Source organism: uncultured Pigmentiphaga sp. (assembly GCF_937950555.1).
In the GTDB taxonomy this organism is placed as follows: Bacteria; Pseudomonadota; Gammaproteobacteria; order Burkholderiales; family Burkholderiaceae_B; genus Pigmentiphaga.
The window spans coordinates 1-16,172 of record NZ_CALFCW010000009.1 but is presented as its reverse complement, the minus strand read 5'-3'; the positions used below and the strand labels follow the sequence as shown (position 1 = coordinate 16,172).

The window sequence follows — 16,172 nt, the reverse complement described above, 5'->3', positions numbered from 1 at the left end:
AAGTGTCAGGCGTATCGTTGAACATGGAAGCCCCTGTCGAGTCCGTCGCGCAAGCGCCGTTCACCCTGGTCCTGGGCCTGGGGGAAACGGGCTCGGCCGTCGTGCGCTGGTGCGCCCGGTCCGGTGGGCGGATGCGCGTGGTCGATTCGCGCGCCGCGCCGGCAGGGGTCGACGCGCTGCGCGAGGTCGCGCAGCACGCGGAGTTTCGCTTGGGGGGCGCGGCGCTGCGCGAGCGCGACGGCGAACCGAGTTTTGATCCGGAACTGCTTGATGGCATCGAACGGGTGGTGATCAGCCCGGGGCTGTCGCCCCGCTCGGCGCCGGCACGCGAACTCGTCGAGGCCGCACGCGAGCGCGGCATACCGGTGATCGGTGAGATCGAGCTGTTCGCGCAGGCGCTCGCGGATCTTTCGGTCACGCGTGCCTACTCCCCGCACGTGCTTGCCGTGACCGGCACCAACGGCAAGACGACGGTGTCCGCGCTGGCCGGCCGCCTCATCGAGGCCGCGGGCCGCTCCGTGGGCGTGGCCGGCAACATCGGTCCGGCTGCGTTGACCGCTTTGATGGCGGCGCTGGAAGAGGACAGGCTGCCGGAGGTCTGGGTGCTGGAGCTCTCCAGCTTCCAGCTGGAAACGACGCACTCGCTCAAACCCCATGCCGGCGTCGTGTTGAACCTCACCCAGGACCACCTGGATTGGCACGGCGACATGCAAGCCTATGGCGCGGCCAAGGCCAAGCTCTTGGCTGCCTCGGCCGTAGCCATTGTCAACCGGGACGATCCTGCCGTGGCGAAGATGGTCGAGCGCTTGGATGGCGAGCATGTCCGCAGTTTTGGGCGCGACGCGCCGGTCTCGACGGGCGACCTCGGCCTGGATCACAGCCATGGCGTCGCATGGCTCGCCGAATCTGCGCCGGACGACTTCGAGTCGCCTCCCGCCAAGCGCAAGAAAGGGGTGCCCGTGACGCGGCCCCAAGGGCGCCTGAACCGCCTGATGCCGGTCGATGCACTGCACATACGCGGCATGCACAACGCCTTGAACGCCCAGGCAGCGTTGCTCTTGGCCCGCAGCTTGGGGCTGCCGTGGGCGCCGCTGCTGCGGGCGCTGGGCGAGTATCGCGGCGAGCCGCACCGCGTGGAGTTCGTGCGCAGCATCGCGGGCGTGGACTTCTATGACGACAGCAAGGGCACCAACGTCGGCGCTACCGTGGCAGCCCTGGAGGGGCTTGGGCAGCGCTGCGTGCTCATAGCGGGCGGCGTGGGCAAAGGGCAGGATTTCTCGCCGCTGGCCCGTGCCGCGGCGCTGCACGCCCGCGCCGTGGTGCTGATCGGGCGGGACGCGCCGGCCATGGCCGAGGCGCTGGGCAGCGCGGGCGTGCCGCTGGTCCAGTGCGAGGACATGGCGGCGGCCGTGACGGCAGCCCTGGATCGCGCCGAGCCGGGCGATGCCGTCTTGCTCTCGCCGGCCTGCGCAAGTTTCGACATGTTCCGCGACTACAAGCATCGTGCCGACGTGTTCGTCGACGCCGTGCACACGCTCGCGGCGGACCGGGGGGAGGTGTGAGGTGAGCCTGTTCTCCGAACTGACCGGAAGCGTCAATGCCGTGCGGCCGAGCCGCACGCGCATGCTGAACTACGATGCGGCGCTCGTGGCATCCGCGATCGCCTTGCTGCTGCTCGGCCTGGTCATGGTGTATTCGGCGTCCGTCGCGCTGCCCGATTCCCCCAAGTTCGCGAACTACGGCAACTATCACTTCCTCATCCGCCACGCGGCTTATCTGGCGCTCGGCGTCATCGTGGCCGCCGCCACGTTCACGATCCGCATGGACGTGTGGCAGAAGTTTTCCATGACCATTTTCGGCGGCGCGTTGCTGCTGCTGATATTGGTGCTCATCCCTGGCATCGGCAAGGAAGTGAACGGCTCGCACCGTTGGCTGCCCTTGGGCTTCGTCAACTTCCAGCCTTCCGAACTGATGAAGCTGGCGGTGCTGGTCTACGCAGCCGATTACACGGTGCGCAAGCAGGCTTACATGCAGAATTTCGTGCGAGGCTTCCTGCCCATGGCCGCGGCCATGGCAACCACCGGGGTACTGTTGCTGCTAGAGCCGGACCTCGGTGCATTCGTCGTCATCGTCGCGATCTCGATGGGCATCTTGTTCCTCGGCGGCATCAACGGCAAGTTGTTCGGCGGCCTGACGGCCGTGCTGGTGTCGACCTTCCTGTTGCTGATCTGGGCCGCACCGTGGCGCCGCGAGCGGCTGTTCGCCTATCTCGACCCGTGGTCCGAAGCCAACGCGCTCGGCAAGGCCTATCAGTTGTCGCATTCCCTGATCGCTTTCGGGCGGGGCGAATGGTTCGGCGTCGGCCTGGGCGCCAGCGTGGAAAAGCTGCACTATCTGCCGGAAGCCCACACCGATTTCCTGCTTGCCGTCATCGGCGAGGAGCTGGGCTTCGTGGGCGTATTGGCCGTCATCCTGCTCTTCTTCGTCATCGTGCGCCGCGGCTTCGAGATCGGGCGCCAGGCGATCGCCATGGACCGGGTGTTCAGCGGCCTCGTGGCCAAAGGGGTGGCCTTGTGGATAGGCGTGCAGGCGCTGATCAACATGGGCGTCAACCTCGGCCTCTTGCCCACCAAGGGGCTGACGCTGCCGTTCATGAGCTTCGGCGGCTCCAGCATCATCGCCAGCTTGGCCGCGCTCGCCGTGCTGATGCGCGTGGATTACGAGAACCGGATACTGATGCGGGGAGGGCGCCTATGAACGCTCTTCCGCTGCAGGCCAAGCGTGTACAGGAAGAAGCGCGGACGCTGGCCGCCGCGTCCCGCACGCTCATGGTGATGGCCGGCGGGACCGGCGGGCACATCATGCCCGGGCTTGCCGTGGCCGGCGCACTGCGGGCCCGTGGCTGGAACGTCGTGTGGATGGGCAATCCCGACGCCATGGAAGGGCGGCTCGTTCCCCAGCATGGCATTCCCATCGCGCCGGTGCGTTTTTCCGGCGTGCGTGGCAAGGGTCCCGCCACGTTGCTCAAACTCCCCTTCACCTTGGCGAGGGCAGCCGCGCAGGCATGGAGCGGCCTGCGCCGGTACCGGCCGGACGTGGTGCTCGGCATGGGCGGGTATGTGGCCCTGCCCGGCGGCCTGATGGCGCGCCTGCTCGGCACGCCGCTGGTGGTGCACGAACAGAATTCCGTCGCCGGCATGACCAACCGCGTGCTGGCGCGGTGGGCGAACCGGGTGTTGACGGCATTCCCCGGTGCGCTGCCGGGCGAGTTGACCGGCAACCCCGTGCGCCCGGAAGTGGCCGCGGTGGCACCGCCCGAGGAGCGCTTCGCCGGCCGCCAGGGGCCATTGCGCCTGCTGGTCGTGGGCGGCAGCCTGGGCGCACAGGCGCTCAACGAGGTCGTGCCGCGGGCCGTGGCCGCCTTGCCGCCGGACCAAAGGCCGCAGGTGGTGCACCAGGCCGGCGAAAAACACATCGAAGCACTGCGGGCGGCTTATGCCTCTGCAGGCGTCGAGGCGGACTGCCGGGCGTTCATCGCCGACATGGCAAGCGCTTATGCCGATGCGGACCTGGTGATCTGCCGTTCGGGCGCGATGACGGTGGCCGAAGTCTGCGCGGCGGGGGTCGCCGCGCTGTTCGTCCCGTTCCCGCACGCGGTGGACGATCACCAGACGACCAATGCGAAGTATTTGAGCGATGCGCAGGCCGGATGGCTGCAGCCGCAGTCGGCCTTGACGGCTGCATGGCTAGCCGGTTGGCTGCGCCAACGCAACCGGGCCGAATTGGCCGAAACTGCGGCCCGCGCGCGAGCGCTCGCGCATCCGCACGCGACGGAGCGGATCGCAGACATTTGCGAGGCGGCGGTGCGACGCTGAACATCATGAGACATCGAATCAGGAACATCCATTTCGTCGGCATCGGGGGCTCGGGCATGAGCGGCATCGCAGAGGTGCTGCTCAACCTGGGCTACCGCATCAGTGGTTCCGACCTCGCCGACACCGCGACGACCCGCCGCCTGGCTGCGCTGGGCGCCCGCATCATGCAGGGGCACAGCGCCGAAAACATCGAGGGCGCGGACGCCATCGTCACCTCCACGGCGGTGGCTGGCAACAATCCGGAGGTGATCGCGGCCCGCAACAAGCGCATCCCGGTGGTGCCGCGCGCCGTCATGCTGGCCGAGCTGATGCGCCTGAAGCGCGGCATCGCGGTGGCGGGCACCCACGGCAAGACAACGACGACCAGCCTGATCGCCAGCGTGCTGGCGGCGGGAGGCCTGGACCCGACCTTCGTCATCGGCGGCCGGCTCAACTCCGCGGGCGCCAACGCCAAGCTGGGGCAGGGCGAATTCATCGTGGTGGAGGCCGACGAATCGGATGCGTCGTTCCTGAATCTGTTGCCCGTCATGTCGGTTATCACGAACATCGATGCGGATCACATGGACACATACGGCCACGACTTCGCACGGCTCAAGAGCGCATTCGTCGAATTCACGCAGCGCATGCCGTTCTACGGCACGGCAGTCCTGTGCATCGACGACGCCAACGTGAGGGAGATCCTGCCTTTCGTGTCGCGCCCGGTAACGACTTACGGCCTGGGCGCCGATGCGCAAGTGCGGGCCGTGGACGTGCGCGCGGACGGGCCGCGCATGTGCTTCACCGCCCTGAGGCGCGACCGGCAAGTGGAACTGCCCCCGCTGGACATCGTGCTGAATCTGCCCGGCGAGCACAACGTGCGTAACGCACTGGCCGCCATCGCGGTTGCCACCGAGCTGGGCGTATCCGATGACGCGATACGCGAAGCGCTGTCGTCCTTCCATGGCGTGAACCGGCGCTTCACGCACGTGGGCGTGTTCCCCGTCTCGGCCGAACACGGCGGGGGGAGCTTCACGCTGATCGACGACTACGGACACCATCCGGTGGAAATGGCGGCCACGCTTGCCGCCGCCCGTGGCGCGTATCCCAATCAGCGCATCGTGTTGGCTTTCCAGCCGCATCGTTACACACGCACACGGGATTGCTTCGAGGATTTCGTCAAAGTGCTGGGAACGGCCGACGCGTTATTGCTGGCGGAGGTGTATGCGGCCGGCGAGCCGCCCATCGTGGCGGCGGACGGACGGTCCCTGGCTCGTGCCGTGCGCGTGGCGGGACGGGTCGAGCCGGTGTTCGTCGAGGACATCGCCGACATGCCGCAGGCCATCGTCGATTTCGCGCGCGACGGCGACGTCGTCATCACCATGGGCGCCGGCTCCATCGGCAACATGCCGGCCAGGATCGGGGCAATGTTCGCCGCGACATCGAATCAGGAAAGGACACATCAATGAGCGCGCAGTTTGGCAAAGTCGGAGTTTTGTACGGCGGCAAATCCGCCGAGCGCGAGGTGTCCATCATGTCCGGCACCGGCGTGCACCAGGCGTTGCGCAGCGCCGGCGTCGACGCGCATCTTTTCGATACGGGCGTGCGTTCGCTGGCGGAGCTCGCCGAAGAGCGTTTCGACCGGGTATTCATCGCGCTGCACGGCCGCTATGGCGAAGACGGAACCATGCAAGGCGCGCTTGAATTGCTGAAGGTGCCTTATACCGGCAGCGGGCCGCTTGCCTCTGCACTGGCCATGGACAAGACCATGACCAAGCGCATCTGGATGAACGAAGGACTGCCCACGCCCCGCTTCGAAGTACTGGATCGGCAAAGCGACCTGTTGGCGGTTGCCGCCAAGCTCGGGCTGCCCTTGATCGTCAAGCCGCCCCACGAAGGCTCCACCATAGGCGTGACCAAGGTGGAAGACGGGGACGCCATGCGTGCCGCCTACGAGCTCGCGGCCGAGTACGACGAGCAGGTGTTGGCCGAGGCGTTCGTGCAAGGGCGCGAGCTGACGGTGGCCATCCTCGGCTCGGGTGCGCAGGCGCGCGCATTGCCCGTGGTGGAGATCGTGGCCCCCGAAGGCAATTACGACTACGAACACAAATACTTTACGGACGATACCCGCTATCTGTGCCCGGCTCCGCTGCCCGAGGACGTGACGCGCCGCGTCCAGGAGATCAGCGAGGCGGCGTACCGCGCGCTGGGATGCGAGGGATGGGGGCGCGTCGACGTGATGCTCGATGCCGATAATCAACCGTATTTGTTGGAGGTCAATACATCGCCCGGCATGACCGGCCATTCCCTGGTGCCCATGGCGGCCGCCGCCAGCGGCATGAGCTACGAAGCCTTGTGCGTGGAAATCCTGCGGGGTGCACGCTGCAAGATTTCCGGCCGGCCTTCGTAAGCGCTTGAATCGGACACTCTGTGTGGAACGACGCCCGAACCCTGAACCTGATCGCCAATACCCTGTACCTCGCCGCGGCGATGGTGCTGGGGGCGTGCGCGCTGGTGTGGCTGGCGCAGCGGCCGGTGTTCGCATTGCAGGCGATATGGATCGAAGCCGAGGACGGCACGCTCCAGCACGTGACGCCGGCGAGCGTGCACGCCACCATCTCCGGCCGGCTGATGGGCAACTTTTTTACTGCGGACCTGGAGCAGGTCCGGCAGGTGTTCGAGACCGTGCCTTGGGTGCGCCAGGCCTCCGTGCGGCGGCAGTGGCCCCATTCGCTGGTCGTGACCATCCAGGAGCATCAGACGCTCGGGATATGGAACGAGAACCGGCTGCTGAATACGTACGGCGAGTCGTTCACCGCCAATTTGGGCGAAGCCGAGGACGACCGGGAGCTGCCGGTATTCGGCGGGCCGGACGGCTCGGAGAAGCTCGTGGCCCAGCGCTATGCGGAACTGCTGCGTTGGTTCGCGCCGGTCAAGCTCGAACCGCGACGAGTCGTGCTCACGCCGCGCTATGCGTGGCAAGTGCAGCTCTCGAACGGCGCCGTGATCGACCTGGGGCGCGAGCCGACCACGGCGCCGGGCGGCGAGACGGCTTCGCTCGAGGCGCGCGTGCAGCGCTTCGTGCAGGCGATCCCTGTCATCGAAGCGCGCATCGGCCGCGTGGAGCACGCGGACCTGCGCTATCCGAACGGGTTCGCGGTCACCACCGCCAAGCCGGCCGGCGGCGCCGACTCCCTTACCAGGAAACCTGCATCAACCATGCAACCTAACCGAAAAAGACCATGACTCGTGAAACCAAGGATCTGATCGTGGCCCTCGACATCGGCACCAGCAAAGTGGTGGCGGTGGTGGCCGAGATGCTGCCTGAGGGGCGCTTCGAAGTGCTCGGTCTGGGGCAGCATGAGTCGCGCGGCATGCGCAAGGGCGTGGTCGTCAACATCGAAACCACGGTGAACTCCATCCAGCGGGCGCTGGAGGAGGCCGAGCTCATGGCCGACTGCAAGATCCGCGACGTGTTCACGGGCATTGCCGGTAGCCACATCCGCAGCTTCAATTCCAGCGGCATGGTGGCGATCAAAGACAAGGAAGTCACCGCCGCCGACGTGGCACGCGTCATCGAAACGGCCAAGGCGATCAACATCCCGACCGACCAGCAAGTCCTCCACGTGCTGACGCAGGAATTCATCGTCGACGGGCAGGAAGACATCCGTGAGCCGATAGGGATGAGCGGCATCCGCCTGGAAGTGCGCGTGCACATCGTCACGGGGGCGGTCAGCGCGGCGCAGAACATCGTCAAGTGCGTGCGCCGCTGCGGCCTGGAAGTGCAGGACCTGATACTGCAGCCCCTCGCCTCGAGCCTTGCCTGCCTGACCCCGGACGAGAAGGAGCTGGGCGTGGCGCTCGTGGACATCGGGGGCGGCACGACCGACATCGCCATCTTTACGGGCGGCGCGATACGCCATACCGCGGTCATCCCCATCGCCGGCGACCAGATCACCGGCGACATTGCCGCCGCGCTGCGCACGCCCACGCCCGATGCAGAAGAAATCAAGCTGCGCTATGGCGTGGCCAAGCAGGTGCTCGCCAGCCCGGACGATCGCATCGAGGTGCCTGGCCTGGGAGACCGGGGGCCGCGCCAGCTGTCGCGCCAGGCACTGGGTGCCGTGATCGAGCCGCGCGTGGAGGAGTTGTTCACCTTCGTGCAACAGGTGATCCGCGAGTCGGGCTACGACGAGCTGCTGTCGTCGGGCATCGTGCTGACGGGCGGCACGTCGCAGATGCCAGGCATCGTGGAGCTGGCGGAAGACATTTTCCTGAAACCCGTGCGGCTGGGCGTTCCCGAGTATTCCGGCAGCCTGGCGGACGTGGTTCGCAGCCCGCGCTTCTCCACCGTGATGGGTTTGCTGGCCGAAGCCCGCATGCAGCGCATGCGCGGCCGCAAGGCGGCGCAGCAGACGGGAAATGTGTCACAGATTTTCGCTCGTATGAAAGAGTGGTTTTTGGGGAATTTTTGACGCGATGCCCCGTCGCATACGTTCTTTGACACTGTGCAGTCCTTCGAGTCCAACGTTTTTCTTGAAGTAGTGCCTGTTCTTTGAACCATGTTGCGTAGGTCGGTACCGGTCATCGCAAGCTGGCCGGGGCAGTTCAAGTTCTTTGTTTTTTGTAGTTCGTCTTCAACTCTTTTTGTTTTGAGTCTAGGAGGTGCGTGACCGGGGAAGGTGAAACGTGAAGCGCGATCCCATGGCGGGGTCCTTGGTCGATTCAGCCCGATCACATTTCACATTTCACATTTTCCAGCCGCCACCAAAACGCCAGACACTCCGGAGGTTCCTATGAAATTCGAAATGCTAGACACCGATTCCCGCGGGACGGTCATCAAGGTGGTGGGCGTGGGCGGCGCGGGCGGTAATGCCGTCGCTCACATGATCCGCCGTGGCGTGCAAGGCGTGGACTTCATCTGCGCCAACACGGACGCCCAGGCGCTCGCCCACACCAATGCGCCGGTCCAGATCCGTCTGGGCCGCAGCGGGTTGGGCGCCGGCGCCAAGCCCGAGCAAGGGCGCGCCGCTGCCGAGACCGCTCGCGAAGAAATCCGTGATGCCCTGCAGGGCGCCCACATGGTGTTTATCACCGCGGGCATGGGCGGCGGTACCGGCACGGGGGCCGGCCCAGTGGTGGCGGAAGTCGCCAAGGAGCTCGGCATCCTGACGGTGGCCGTGGTGACCAAGCCCTTTCATTTCGAAGGCGCCAAGCGCATGCGCATGGCCGAGGAAGGCATCGAGGCGCTGTCGCAGCACGTGCATTCGTTGATCGTCGTGCTCAACGAAAACCTGTACGAGCTGCTCGGCGAGGATGCGACGCAGGAAGACTGCTTCAAGGCCGCTGACGACGTACTGCACAACGCTTGCGCGGGCATCGCCGAGATCATCAACGTGGACGGTAACGTCAACGTCGACTTCGAAGACGTCAAGACGATCATGAGCGAGCAGGGCAAGGCCATGATGGGCACGGCCATCGCGAGCGGCGTGGACCGCGCGCGCGTGGCGGCCGAGCAGGCCATCGCGTGCCCGCTGCTGGAGGGCATCGACCTGAACGGCGCCCGCGGCGTGCTGGTGAACATCACCGCGAGCCGTTCGCTGAAGATGCGCGAAACCCGCGAGATCATGGACACCATCCGCAGCTATGCCGCGGAAGATGCAACCGTGATCTTCGGCGTGGCGTATGACGATGCGATGGGCGAAGACCTGCGCGTGACCGTGGTCGCCACGGGCCTGGGCCGCAATAAGGTCAAGCCGCAACTGGTGCAGAATGCCATGCCCCAATTGCGCACCGGAACCGACAACGTTCCCGCCTACAACGCCATGGTTGGCAACACCAACTACCATGACTACGACACGCCCACGGTCTTCCGCAATCCGCGCGATGCTTCCATGCGCGTGCAGGCCTTGGAAAGCTCGGGCATGGATCACCTGGACATCCCGGCGTTCCTGCGCAAGCAAGCCGACTGAAGGCGAAAGGCTGATACGACCACCGGAGGCGCGGTCGTCGTTCATCCAATGGACTAGGCCGCGGAGGTGCGGGCGGGCATGGCGTTGCGGTGCCCCCCGCACTTTCGCTTTCAAGCCCGGGGTGCGTTAGGCGGTACGGTTGCCGCCGGACACTTTTTTTGCCCGCTGGTCGTCCATGGACGGGCGTTCGCGTCCTATACTGCCTTTCCGGTGTTTCTTTCCCGTTCTCACCCAAATAACAAGGAGTCCTCCCATGACCATCAAAGTAGGCGATCGAGTCCCCGATGGCACCCTGACCGAGTTCATCGCGGTAGAAACCGAGGGCTGCTCGCTCGGGCCGAACGCATTCCAGGTGGCGGATCTGGTCAAAGGCAAAAAGATTGCGGTGTTCGCCGTGCCGGGTGCCTTCACGCCCACTTGCTCGGCCAAGCACGTGCCCAGTTACCTGCAGCATCACGACGCGCTCAAGGCCAAAGGCGTGGATGAGATCTGGTGCGTGGCCACCAACGATGCCTTCGTCATGGGGGCGTGGGCGAAGGAGCAGGGCAGCCAGGGCAAGATCCGCATGATGGCCGACGGTTCGGCCAAGTGGACTAAGGCATTGGGCCTGGAACTGGACCTGACCGAGCGCGGCATGGGCATCCGCTCGCAGCGTTACTCCATGCTGTTGGACGATGGCGTGGTCAAGCTGCTGAACATCGAGGCACCCGGCAAATACGAAGTCAGCGACGCCGAGACGCTGCTCAACCAGCTGTAAATCTAGCCGCTGTCACGTCGCTTCCCCGCTGTCTCCGCGGCGGGCTTGCTTTCCTAGGCGGTGCCCCAGGGGTGCTCCGCCCATGGGAGGCGCGGTTCTTGCGGGAGACGGTTCTGTTTCCCGCCGCCGACCTAGGTCGGAGCCGCTACAATATAGTATTAACCCGGATACCTCGCCGCCATGCTTTGCCAGCGAACCATACGAAGCGTCACCCGCACGACCGGGGTCGGACTGCATTCCGGCCGGCGAGTGGAAATCACGCTGCGTCCGGCCGCGGTCAATACGGGCATCGTCTTCCATCGCATCGATTTTCCCGAGCCGGTCGACCTGCCCGCTTCGGCCATGGCCATTGGCGATACCCGCATGGCATCAGTGCTGCAGAAAGGGGACGTCCGCGTATCGACTGTCGAGCACCTGATGTCCGCCTGCGCGGGCCTGGGCATCGACAACCTGCACGTAGACCTCACCGCCGAGGAAGTCCCCATCATGGATGGGAGCGCTGGCACCTTCGTGTTCTTGCTGCAATCGGCGGGCATCGAGGAGCAGAACGCCCCCAAGGAGTTCATCCGGGTCTTGAAGCCCGTCGAAGTGCGGGAAGGCGAGGGGGCTTCGGCCAAGTGGGCGCGGCTGGAACCGTATGACGGGTTCGCGCTCGCGTTCTCCATCGATTTTCACCATCCAGCCATCGACGCCACTTCCAATTTCGCCGAGATCGATTTCGCGCGGCATTCCTACATCAAGGAAATCGCCCGGGCGCGGACCTTCGGTTTCATGCAGGACGTCGAGAACCTGCGCGCCGCCGGCCTGGCCCGGGGCGGCAGCTTGGACAACGCGATCGTGATGGACGAATACCGGGTCTTGAACAACGACGGCCTGCGTTACGAAGACGAGTTCGTCAAGCACAAGATCCTGGACGCGATCGGGGATCTCTACTTGGTCGGCAAGCCGCTGATCGCGCGCTACGTGGCCCACAAGTCCGGCCACGGCCTGAACAACCAGCTCGCGCGGACGCTGCTGGCGCAGCGCGACGCCTGGGAAATCGCGACTTTCGAATCCAAGGCGGCCGCGCCGCTCGCCTTCCGCGAAGACTGGGTCACGGCCTGACCCCACCATTGCGGGCGGAGGCTCGGCCCGCGTCGGTCAGCCGGGCGGGGGCTCGTTCTTGAGCAGTTTGGCCACCGCATCGGCCAGCGGGCCGGCACGTAACCGCCCATGGAGCTCCGCGAAGGCTTTCCGGGCCTGCTCGGAGAATTCGCGGGGCGGAGCCGGGGGCGTCGCCGATGCGGGTTCTCCCTCGGACAGCCGGGTAAGCGTTGCTTGAACGCGGACGGTGATTCCGTTAACCTGCCAGCCTTGCCTTTCCAAGGCTGCGACCAGCCGGGGCGCCAACTGGCGCAATTTGGCCGAATGCGTCGCGGCAGGCACACCTAGGGTCAGGTTGCCCTCTTCGAACCGAAGCACGTGGCACGACTCGCCCAGCGGGGCCGGAAGGGTATCGCGTACCAAACGTTCCAAGTCCATCAGGCGCCGGGCCGTGCCCAAAAGGCTTGCTCCCTTGCCGTCGCGCCCGAGGCATGCCAGCGCAGCGGTCTCCTGCGCGGGATCGGTGTAGGTCTGTTTACGCCGCCTGGTCGTCGGGTTGGCGGGTCGATTGCGAAACATGTCGAGGACGAAACCCCAGAAGTATTGGGATTGATCAAAAGGAAACGGGGCGCCGAGCAAGGCGCGTCTTTACTGCAGGAGGCACGTTCCGTGCAGATCATCATAGTGCATCCGCGTCTGTCCGAGGCCCGGACGCTGACGCTGACCCCCAGGCTGATTGCTGGGATGATCGCGGTAGTCGTTGCCGTCGTGGTCATGGGAGCCCTGCTCCTGCACGCCGTGATATCCGGATTCTCTCAGTCGCCGGATGGCGAAACGACGTTGGCCCAGCAAAAGCGGGAGGAAGCCCGTCAACAGGCCGTCATGCGGGAGCACCTGAACTTGCTCGCCAAGCGGGTGGGCGAGATGCAGGCCAAGCTCATGCAGCTCGATGCCCTGGGCGAGCGGGTGGCGGGATTGGCCGGCGTGACGCCCGCGTTTTCCGCCAAGGGGGTGCCCGGCCGAGGCGGCCTGCTGGTTTCGTCCCAAGCCATGTCGCCGCAGGACGTGAGCTCGGAGCTCGACAAGCTCGAGGCCCAGCTGAAGGAACGGGCGGATTACCTCAGCGTGCTCGATGCCCAGCTCACCACGCTGTCGGTGCGCAAGGCCATGACCCCCACCGCGATGCCTGTATCCCAAGGGTTTAACAGTTCGTCTTTCGGTTGGCGCGTCGATCCCTTCACCGGCACCCGCTCCCTGCACGAGGGCGTGGATTTCGTGGCTCCGGTCGGAACGCCGATCGTCGCGGCGGCCGGCGGCGTGGTGCAGGTTGCGGAATACCACCGGGGATACGGCTACATGATCGACATCGATCATGGCAACGACCTGGTCACCCGCTATGCCCACGCCTCCAAGCTACTGGTCAAGCCCGGGGACTTGGTCAAGCGCGGGCAGCGCATTGCCCTGGTCGGCAGCACCGGGCGTTCCACGGGCTCGCACCTGCACTTCGAGGTGCGGGTGGGCGGCGTGGCCGTCAATCCCAACAATTTCCTGGCCCACGGCCCGGGCAAGAAGCCCGTCGAGCAGTTCTCCAAGGTCGTCACGTTGCCGTCGCCAGACGGAGCGCTGGACTAGGGCCGCTTCGGCGGGTGCTGTTCCTACGGCTTGAGTTCGGCGGCCGCCTCTTGCAGGCACTGCATCAAGAGTTCGGTAGCGGGCGACAGCGCGCGCTGCTTGCTCCAGGTCAGCCCGATGGGACGCAACAACCGCGGCAGCTCCAGGGGCAGCACGGCCAGCATGCCGAGATCGCAGTAGTGGCGGGCAGCCACCGGGGAGAGGAGCCCCACGGCCTGGGTCGATTGCAGGTAGCTGGCGATGACTGGCATCGATAGCGTTTCGATATAGTCCCGCGGCATGGGGATGTCGTTGTCCTCGAACGCGGCCTCCAGCGGTTCCCGCGGCAGCGACGCCACCGGTGGCAGCACCCACGGATAGTCGCCCAGGTCGCGCCAGGTCACCGTGGCGGCACCGGCCATCGGATGCTCCCGGCCCACCACGACCCGGCTCGAACCCTCGAACAGGACTGTCTCGGCGAAATCCGTGGACGGCCGGCTGCTGAGGCGGCCAACCAGCAGATCGAGGTTGCCGCGCCGCAGTTCCGGCAGCAGTGTATCCATCGATCCTTCAGTCACCTGCACCGTCGTCGTGGGCGAGCTGCGCTTGAGCGTGGCCAGCGCGAGCGGAACCAGGGACGTGGTCATGGCAGGCATCGCCCCCAGCGCGGTGCGTCCGGAAGCGCCGGACAGCAAGGCGCGCAGCTCGTCCCGCGTCTGTGCCAGCGTATTGAGCATGACGCGCGCCTGCCGTATCAGGCATTCGCCATATGCGTTGGGCTGCACGCCGCGCGCCGTGCGGTCGAACAGCTTGAAGCCCAGCCCCTTTTCCAGCTCGGCCAGCGCCAGGGAGACGGCGGGCTGCGTGATGTTCAGGCTGGCCGCGACTTTTCCCAGATTGCGCAGTTCGTCCAGCGCCACCAGCAATTGGAGGTGACGGGGCTTGAGGTTGGCCCGGATATACCAGTCGAGTCGTGCCATGGAACGGCCATCTATATATATAAGTAAATACTTATGGTGCGTGCGGTATTTTTAAGTAGTTTACTTATATCTGTCCGGGCATTATCGGGGGCTTCGATCAGGAGCCAACGTGACTTTCCCCAAGCCCACATCGATCATCGATCTTCATACTCACGTCATTGCCGACGACCACGACGCCTATCCCCCCGCGCCGCTCGCCGGCAAGCAGTCCGGCTGGTCGCTCGAGCGGCCGGTCACGTATCCGGCCATGCTCCGCGCCATGGACGAAGCAGGCATCGACAAGGTGGCCCTGGTCCAGGCGTCCACTTGCTACGGTCATGACAACCGGTACGTTGCTGATTCCGTGGCGGCGCGGCCCGACCGCTTCATCGGGGTCTATTCCATCGGCCTGACGGACGACGACGCGCCTGAACGCATCACCCATTGGCACGGGCGCGGCCTGCACGGGATGCGCGTCTTCATCGCCGGGCACACGGCTGCCGACCACGGTGCCCGGCTCGACGATCCGCGCGGATTTCCCGCGTGGGAACGGGCGCAGGAATTGAACATTCCCGTATGCGTGCAGCTGCGGGCCGACGGGCTGCCGCAACTGGAGAACATCCTCGAGCGGTTTCCGAAGGTGCGTGTACTGCTGGACCACTTTGCGCGCCCGCGCCTGGATGATGGCCCGCCGTACGCCAGCGCCGCGAATCTGTTTCGGCTGGCGCGCCATGCCAATCTCTTTTTCAAGCTGACGACGCACAACGTGCGCGAATCGAGGGAAGGTGCCGCCACACAGGCCACTTTCCTGCGCAAGGTCATCGAAGTGTTCGGCGCTGATCGCATCGCATGGGGGTCGAACTTCCCGGCCTCGGGGGGCAGCCTGACGTCCTTGCTGGATGAAGCACTGGAGGCAACCGCCAGTCTGTCTGCCGAGGAGCGGGAGTGGATTTTCCACCGCACCGCCCGGGCGTTGTACCCCGCGTTGGGCGCTGCAGGAGAAAACGCATGACGCAAGCCGTGAAACTGCGCACCCTGCTGGGCGACTATCCCAATACGCTGGCCCTCAAGCGCGGGGCGATCGGCTCGCCGCTGGTCAGCTTCGAATTCGATCCCGTCAAGGTGGCCAACCGCGCATTCAAGCGCGTGGTCCGGGAAAATGCGTTCGAGGTGGCTGAACTGGCGCTAGTCACTTTTCTCCAGGCCAAAGCGTACGGCAAGCCGTTGGTGCTCATGCCGGCTGTGGTCGGCGCCGGCCGCTACCAGCATCACTGCCTGGTCTACAACGCCGAACGGGGGCGCCTGCGCGTGGCCGAGCTGGCGGGCAAGCGCATCGGCATCCGTGCCTATGCCCAGACCACGGTGACCTGGGTGCGGGGGATCCTGGCTGATGACTATGGCGTGGACCTGGATGGTATCCAGTGGATGACGTTCGAAGACGGTCATCTGGCCGAGTTTCCCGATCCGCCGGGCGTGGCGCGCGCGCCGCAGGACAAGAAGATGGTGGACATGCTGCTGGCCGGGGAGCTCGACGCCGCGATCATCGGCACGGATCTGCCTGACGATCCCCGGCTGGCACCGGTGCTGCCTGACCCGCACGCGGCCGCGGCGGCCTGGGGCGCCCGGCATGGAATGGTCCCGATCAACCACATGATGGCCATCGACCGTTCGCTCTGCGAGCAGCGTCCCGACGTGGTGCGGGAAATCTACCGGCTGTTGCAGGAAAGCAAGGCCGAGGCCCGGCGTGGCAGCGCCTCCCCCGACCTGACGCCTTTCGGGGTGGACGCGAACCGGCGCGCCCTCGAACTCATCGTGCGCTATGCCTATGAACAGCGATTGATTCCGCAGTGTTACGCCGTCGACGAATTGTTCGACGATGTCACCCGCGTGTTGTGATCGTCCGGCCGAGACCGGAGAAGTGATGACAGATCGGAAGAGC

The 16,172-nt window shown here is 65.6% G+C and carries 15 protein-coding genes; 13 read left to right on the top strand and 2 right to left on the bottom strand.

The window, feature by feature from the left end; genetic code table 11:
• Positions 1-23 precede the first annotated feature (23 nt).
• The 10 genes from murD to lpxC all read left to right on the top strand — a co-directional run bounded on the left by murD (position 24) and on the right by lpxC (position 11,684).
• Positions 24-1,562, top strand: coding sequence for a UDP-N-acetylmuramoyl-L-alanine--D-glutamate ligase (gene murD / locus Q0319_RS01075; protein WP_299450302.1), 1,539 nt, complete (start codon positions 24-26; stop codon positions 1,560-1,562).
• Position 1,563: 1 nt separating this feature from the next.
• Positions 1,564-2,757 (top strand): putative lipid II flippase FtsW, encoded by a 1,194-nt coding sequence (ftsW, locus tag Q0319_RS01070; RefSeq protein ID WP_296464546.1) that lies wholly within the window; start codon positions 1,564-1,566, stop codon positions 2,755-2,757.
• Positions 2,754-3,875 carry an undecaprenyldiphospho-muramoylpentapeptide beta-N-acetylglucosaminyltransferase gene (gene murG / locus Q0319_RS01065; RefSeq protein WP_296464549.1) on the top strand — a complete coding sequence of 374 codons (1,122 nt, stop codon included), beginning with the start codon at positions 2,754-2,756 and terminating at the stop codon, positions 3,873-3,875. Before ftsW ends, murG begins: the two co-directional genes overlap by 4 nt.
• 5 nt (positions 3,876-3,880) lie before the next feature.
• Positions 3,881-5,320: a UDP-N-acetylmuramate--L-alanine ligase gene (gene murC, locus Q0319_RS01060; protein ID WP_296464551.1), complete on the top strand. Its 1,440-nt coding sequence runs from the start codon at positions 3,881-3,883 to the stop codon at positions 5,318-5,320.
• Positions 5,317-6,261, top strand: a complete 945-nt coding sequence (locus tag Q0319_RS01055; RefSeq protein ID WP_296464554.1) for a D-alanine--D-alanine ligase — start codon at positions 5,317-5,319, stop codon at positions 6,259-6,261. The genes murC and Q0319_RS01055 overlap by 4 nt, the downstream gene beginning before the upstream one ends.
• A 20-nt stretch (positions 6,262-6,281) precedes the next feature.
• Positions 6,282-7,097: a cell division protein FtsQ/DivIB gene (locus Q0319_RS01050; RefSeq protein ID WP_296464557.1), complete on the top strand. Its 816-nt coding sequence runs from the start codon at positions 6,282-6,284 to the stop codon at positions 7,095-7,097.
• Positions 7,094-8,326: a cell division protein FtsA gene (gene ftsA, locus Q0319_RS01045; protein ID WP_296464559.1), complete on the top strand. Its 1,233-nt coding sequence runs from the start codon at positions 7,094-7,096 to the stop codon at positions 8,324-8,326. Before Q0319_RS01050 ends, ftsA begins: the two co-directional genes overlap by 4 nt.
• Positions 8,327-8,647: 321 nt before the next feature.
• Positions 8,648-9,823, top strand: coding sequence for a cell division protein FtsZ (gene ftsZ, locus Q0319_RS01040; protein WP_296464563.1), 1,176 nt, complete (start codon positions 8,648-8,650; stop codon positions 9,821-9,823).
• A 253-nt stretch (positions 9,824-10,076) separates the two neighbouring features.
• Positions 10,077-10,580, top strand: coding sequence for a peroxiredoxin (locus Q0319_RS01035; protein ID WP_296464566.1), 504 nt, complete (start codon positions 10,077-10,079; stop codon positions 10,578-10,580).
• A 180-nt stretch (positions 10,581-10,760) separates the two neighbouring features.
• Positions 10,761-11,684 (top strand): UDP-3-O-acyl-N-acetylglucosamine deacetylase, encoded by a 924-nt coding sequence (gene lpxC / locus Q0319_RS01030; RefSeq protein ID WP_296464569.1) that lies wholly within the window; start codon positions 10,761-10,763, stop codon positions 11,682-11,684.
• A 36-nt stretch (positions 11,685-11,720) separates the two neighbouring features.
• On the opposite strand, the gene Q0319_RS01025 is transcribed toward lpxC, so the two are convergent.
• The gene (locus Q0319_RS01025) at positions 11,721-12,242 is read right to left on the bottom strand and encodes a DciA family protein (protein WP_296464572.1); all 522 of its coding nucleotides are present in this window, start codon (positions 12,240-12,242) and stop codon (positions 11,721-11,723) included.
• Positions 12,243-12,332: 90 nt separating this feature from the next.
• Here Q0319_RS01025 and Q0319_RS01020 point away from each other — a divergent pair, with 90 nt between their 5' ends.
• Positions 12,333-13,295: a M23 family metallopeptidase gene (locus Q0319_RS01020; protein WP_299450296.1), complete on the top strand. Its 963-nt coding sequence runs from the start codon at positions 12,333-12,335 to the stop codon at positions 13,293-13,295.
• 23 nt (positions 13,296-13,318) lie between these two features.
• On the opposite strand, the gene Q0319_RS01015 is transcribed toward Q0319_RS01020, so the two are convergent.
• On the bottom strand, positions 13,319-14,254 hold the full coding sequence (locus Q0319_RS01015; protein ID WP_299450293.1) for a LysR substrate-binding domain-containing protein: 936 nt from the start codon (positions 14,252-14,254) through the stop codon (positions 13,319-13,321).
• A 109-nt stretch (positions 14,255-14,363) separates the two neighbouring features.
• Here Q0319_RS01015 and Q0319_RS01010 point away from each other — a divergent pair, with 109 nt between their 5' ends.
• Complete coding sequence (locus Q0319_RS01010; RefSeq protein ID WP_299450291.1) at positions 14,364-15,245, top strand: amidohydrolase family protein; 882 nt, start codon at positions 14,364-14,366, stop codon at positions 15,243-15,245.
• Positions 15,242-16,129, top strand: coding sequence for a phosphate ABC transporter substrate-binding protein (locus tag Q0319_RS01005; protein WP_299450289.1), 888 nt, complete (start codon positions 15,242-15,244; stop codon positions 16,127-16,129). Before Q0319_RS01010 ends, Q0319_RS01005 begins: the two co-directional genes overlap by 4 nt.
• The last annotated feature ends 43 nt before the right edge of the window (positions 16,130-16,172 follow it).

Bases quoted from the DNA above. Each gene is read 5' to 3' on its own strand.
- Q0319_RS01005 (WP_299450289.1), top strand. From the start codon at position 15,242: ATGACGCAAGCCGTGAAACTGCGCACCCTGCTGGGCGACTATCCCAAT.
- murC (WP_296464551.1), top strand. From the start codon at position 3,881: ATGAGACATCGAATCAGGAACATCCATTTCGTCGGCATCGGGGGCTCG.
- ftsA (WP_296464559.1), top strand. From the start codon at position 7,094: ATGACTCGTGAAACCAAGGATCTGATCGTGGCCCTCGACATCGGCACC.
- murD (WP_299450302.1), top strand. From the start codon at position 24: ATGGAAGCCCCTGTCGAGTCCGTCGCGCAAGCGCCGTTCACCCTGGTC.
- lpxC (WP_296464569.1), top strand. From the start codon at position 10,761: ATGCTTTGCCAGCGAACCATACGAAGCGTCACCCGCACGACCGGGGTC.
- ftsZ (WP_296464563.1), top strand. From the start codon at position 8,648: ATGAAATTCGAAATGCTAGACACCGATTCCCGCGGGACGGTCATCAAG.
- Q0319_RS01015 (WP_299450293.1), bottom strand. From the start codon at position 14,254: ATGGCACGACTCGACTGGTATATCCGGGCCAACCTCAAGCCCCGTCAC.
- Q0319_RS01055 (WP_296464554.1), top strand. From the start codon at position 5,317: ATGAGCGCGCAGTTTGGCAAAGTCGGAGTTTTGTACGGCGGCAAATCC.
- Q0319_RS01035 (WP_296464566.1), top strand. From the start codon at position 10,077: ATGACCATCAAAGTAGGCGATCGAGTCCCCGATGGCACCCTGACCGAG.
- Q0319_RS01025 (WP_296464572.1), bottom strand. From the start codon at position 12,242: ATGTTTCGCAATCGACCCGCCAACCCGACGACCAGGCGGCGTAAACAG.
- murG (WP_296464549.1), top strand. From the start codon at position 2,754: ATGAACGCTCTTCCGCTGCAGGCCAAGCGTGTACAGGAAGAAGCGCGG.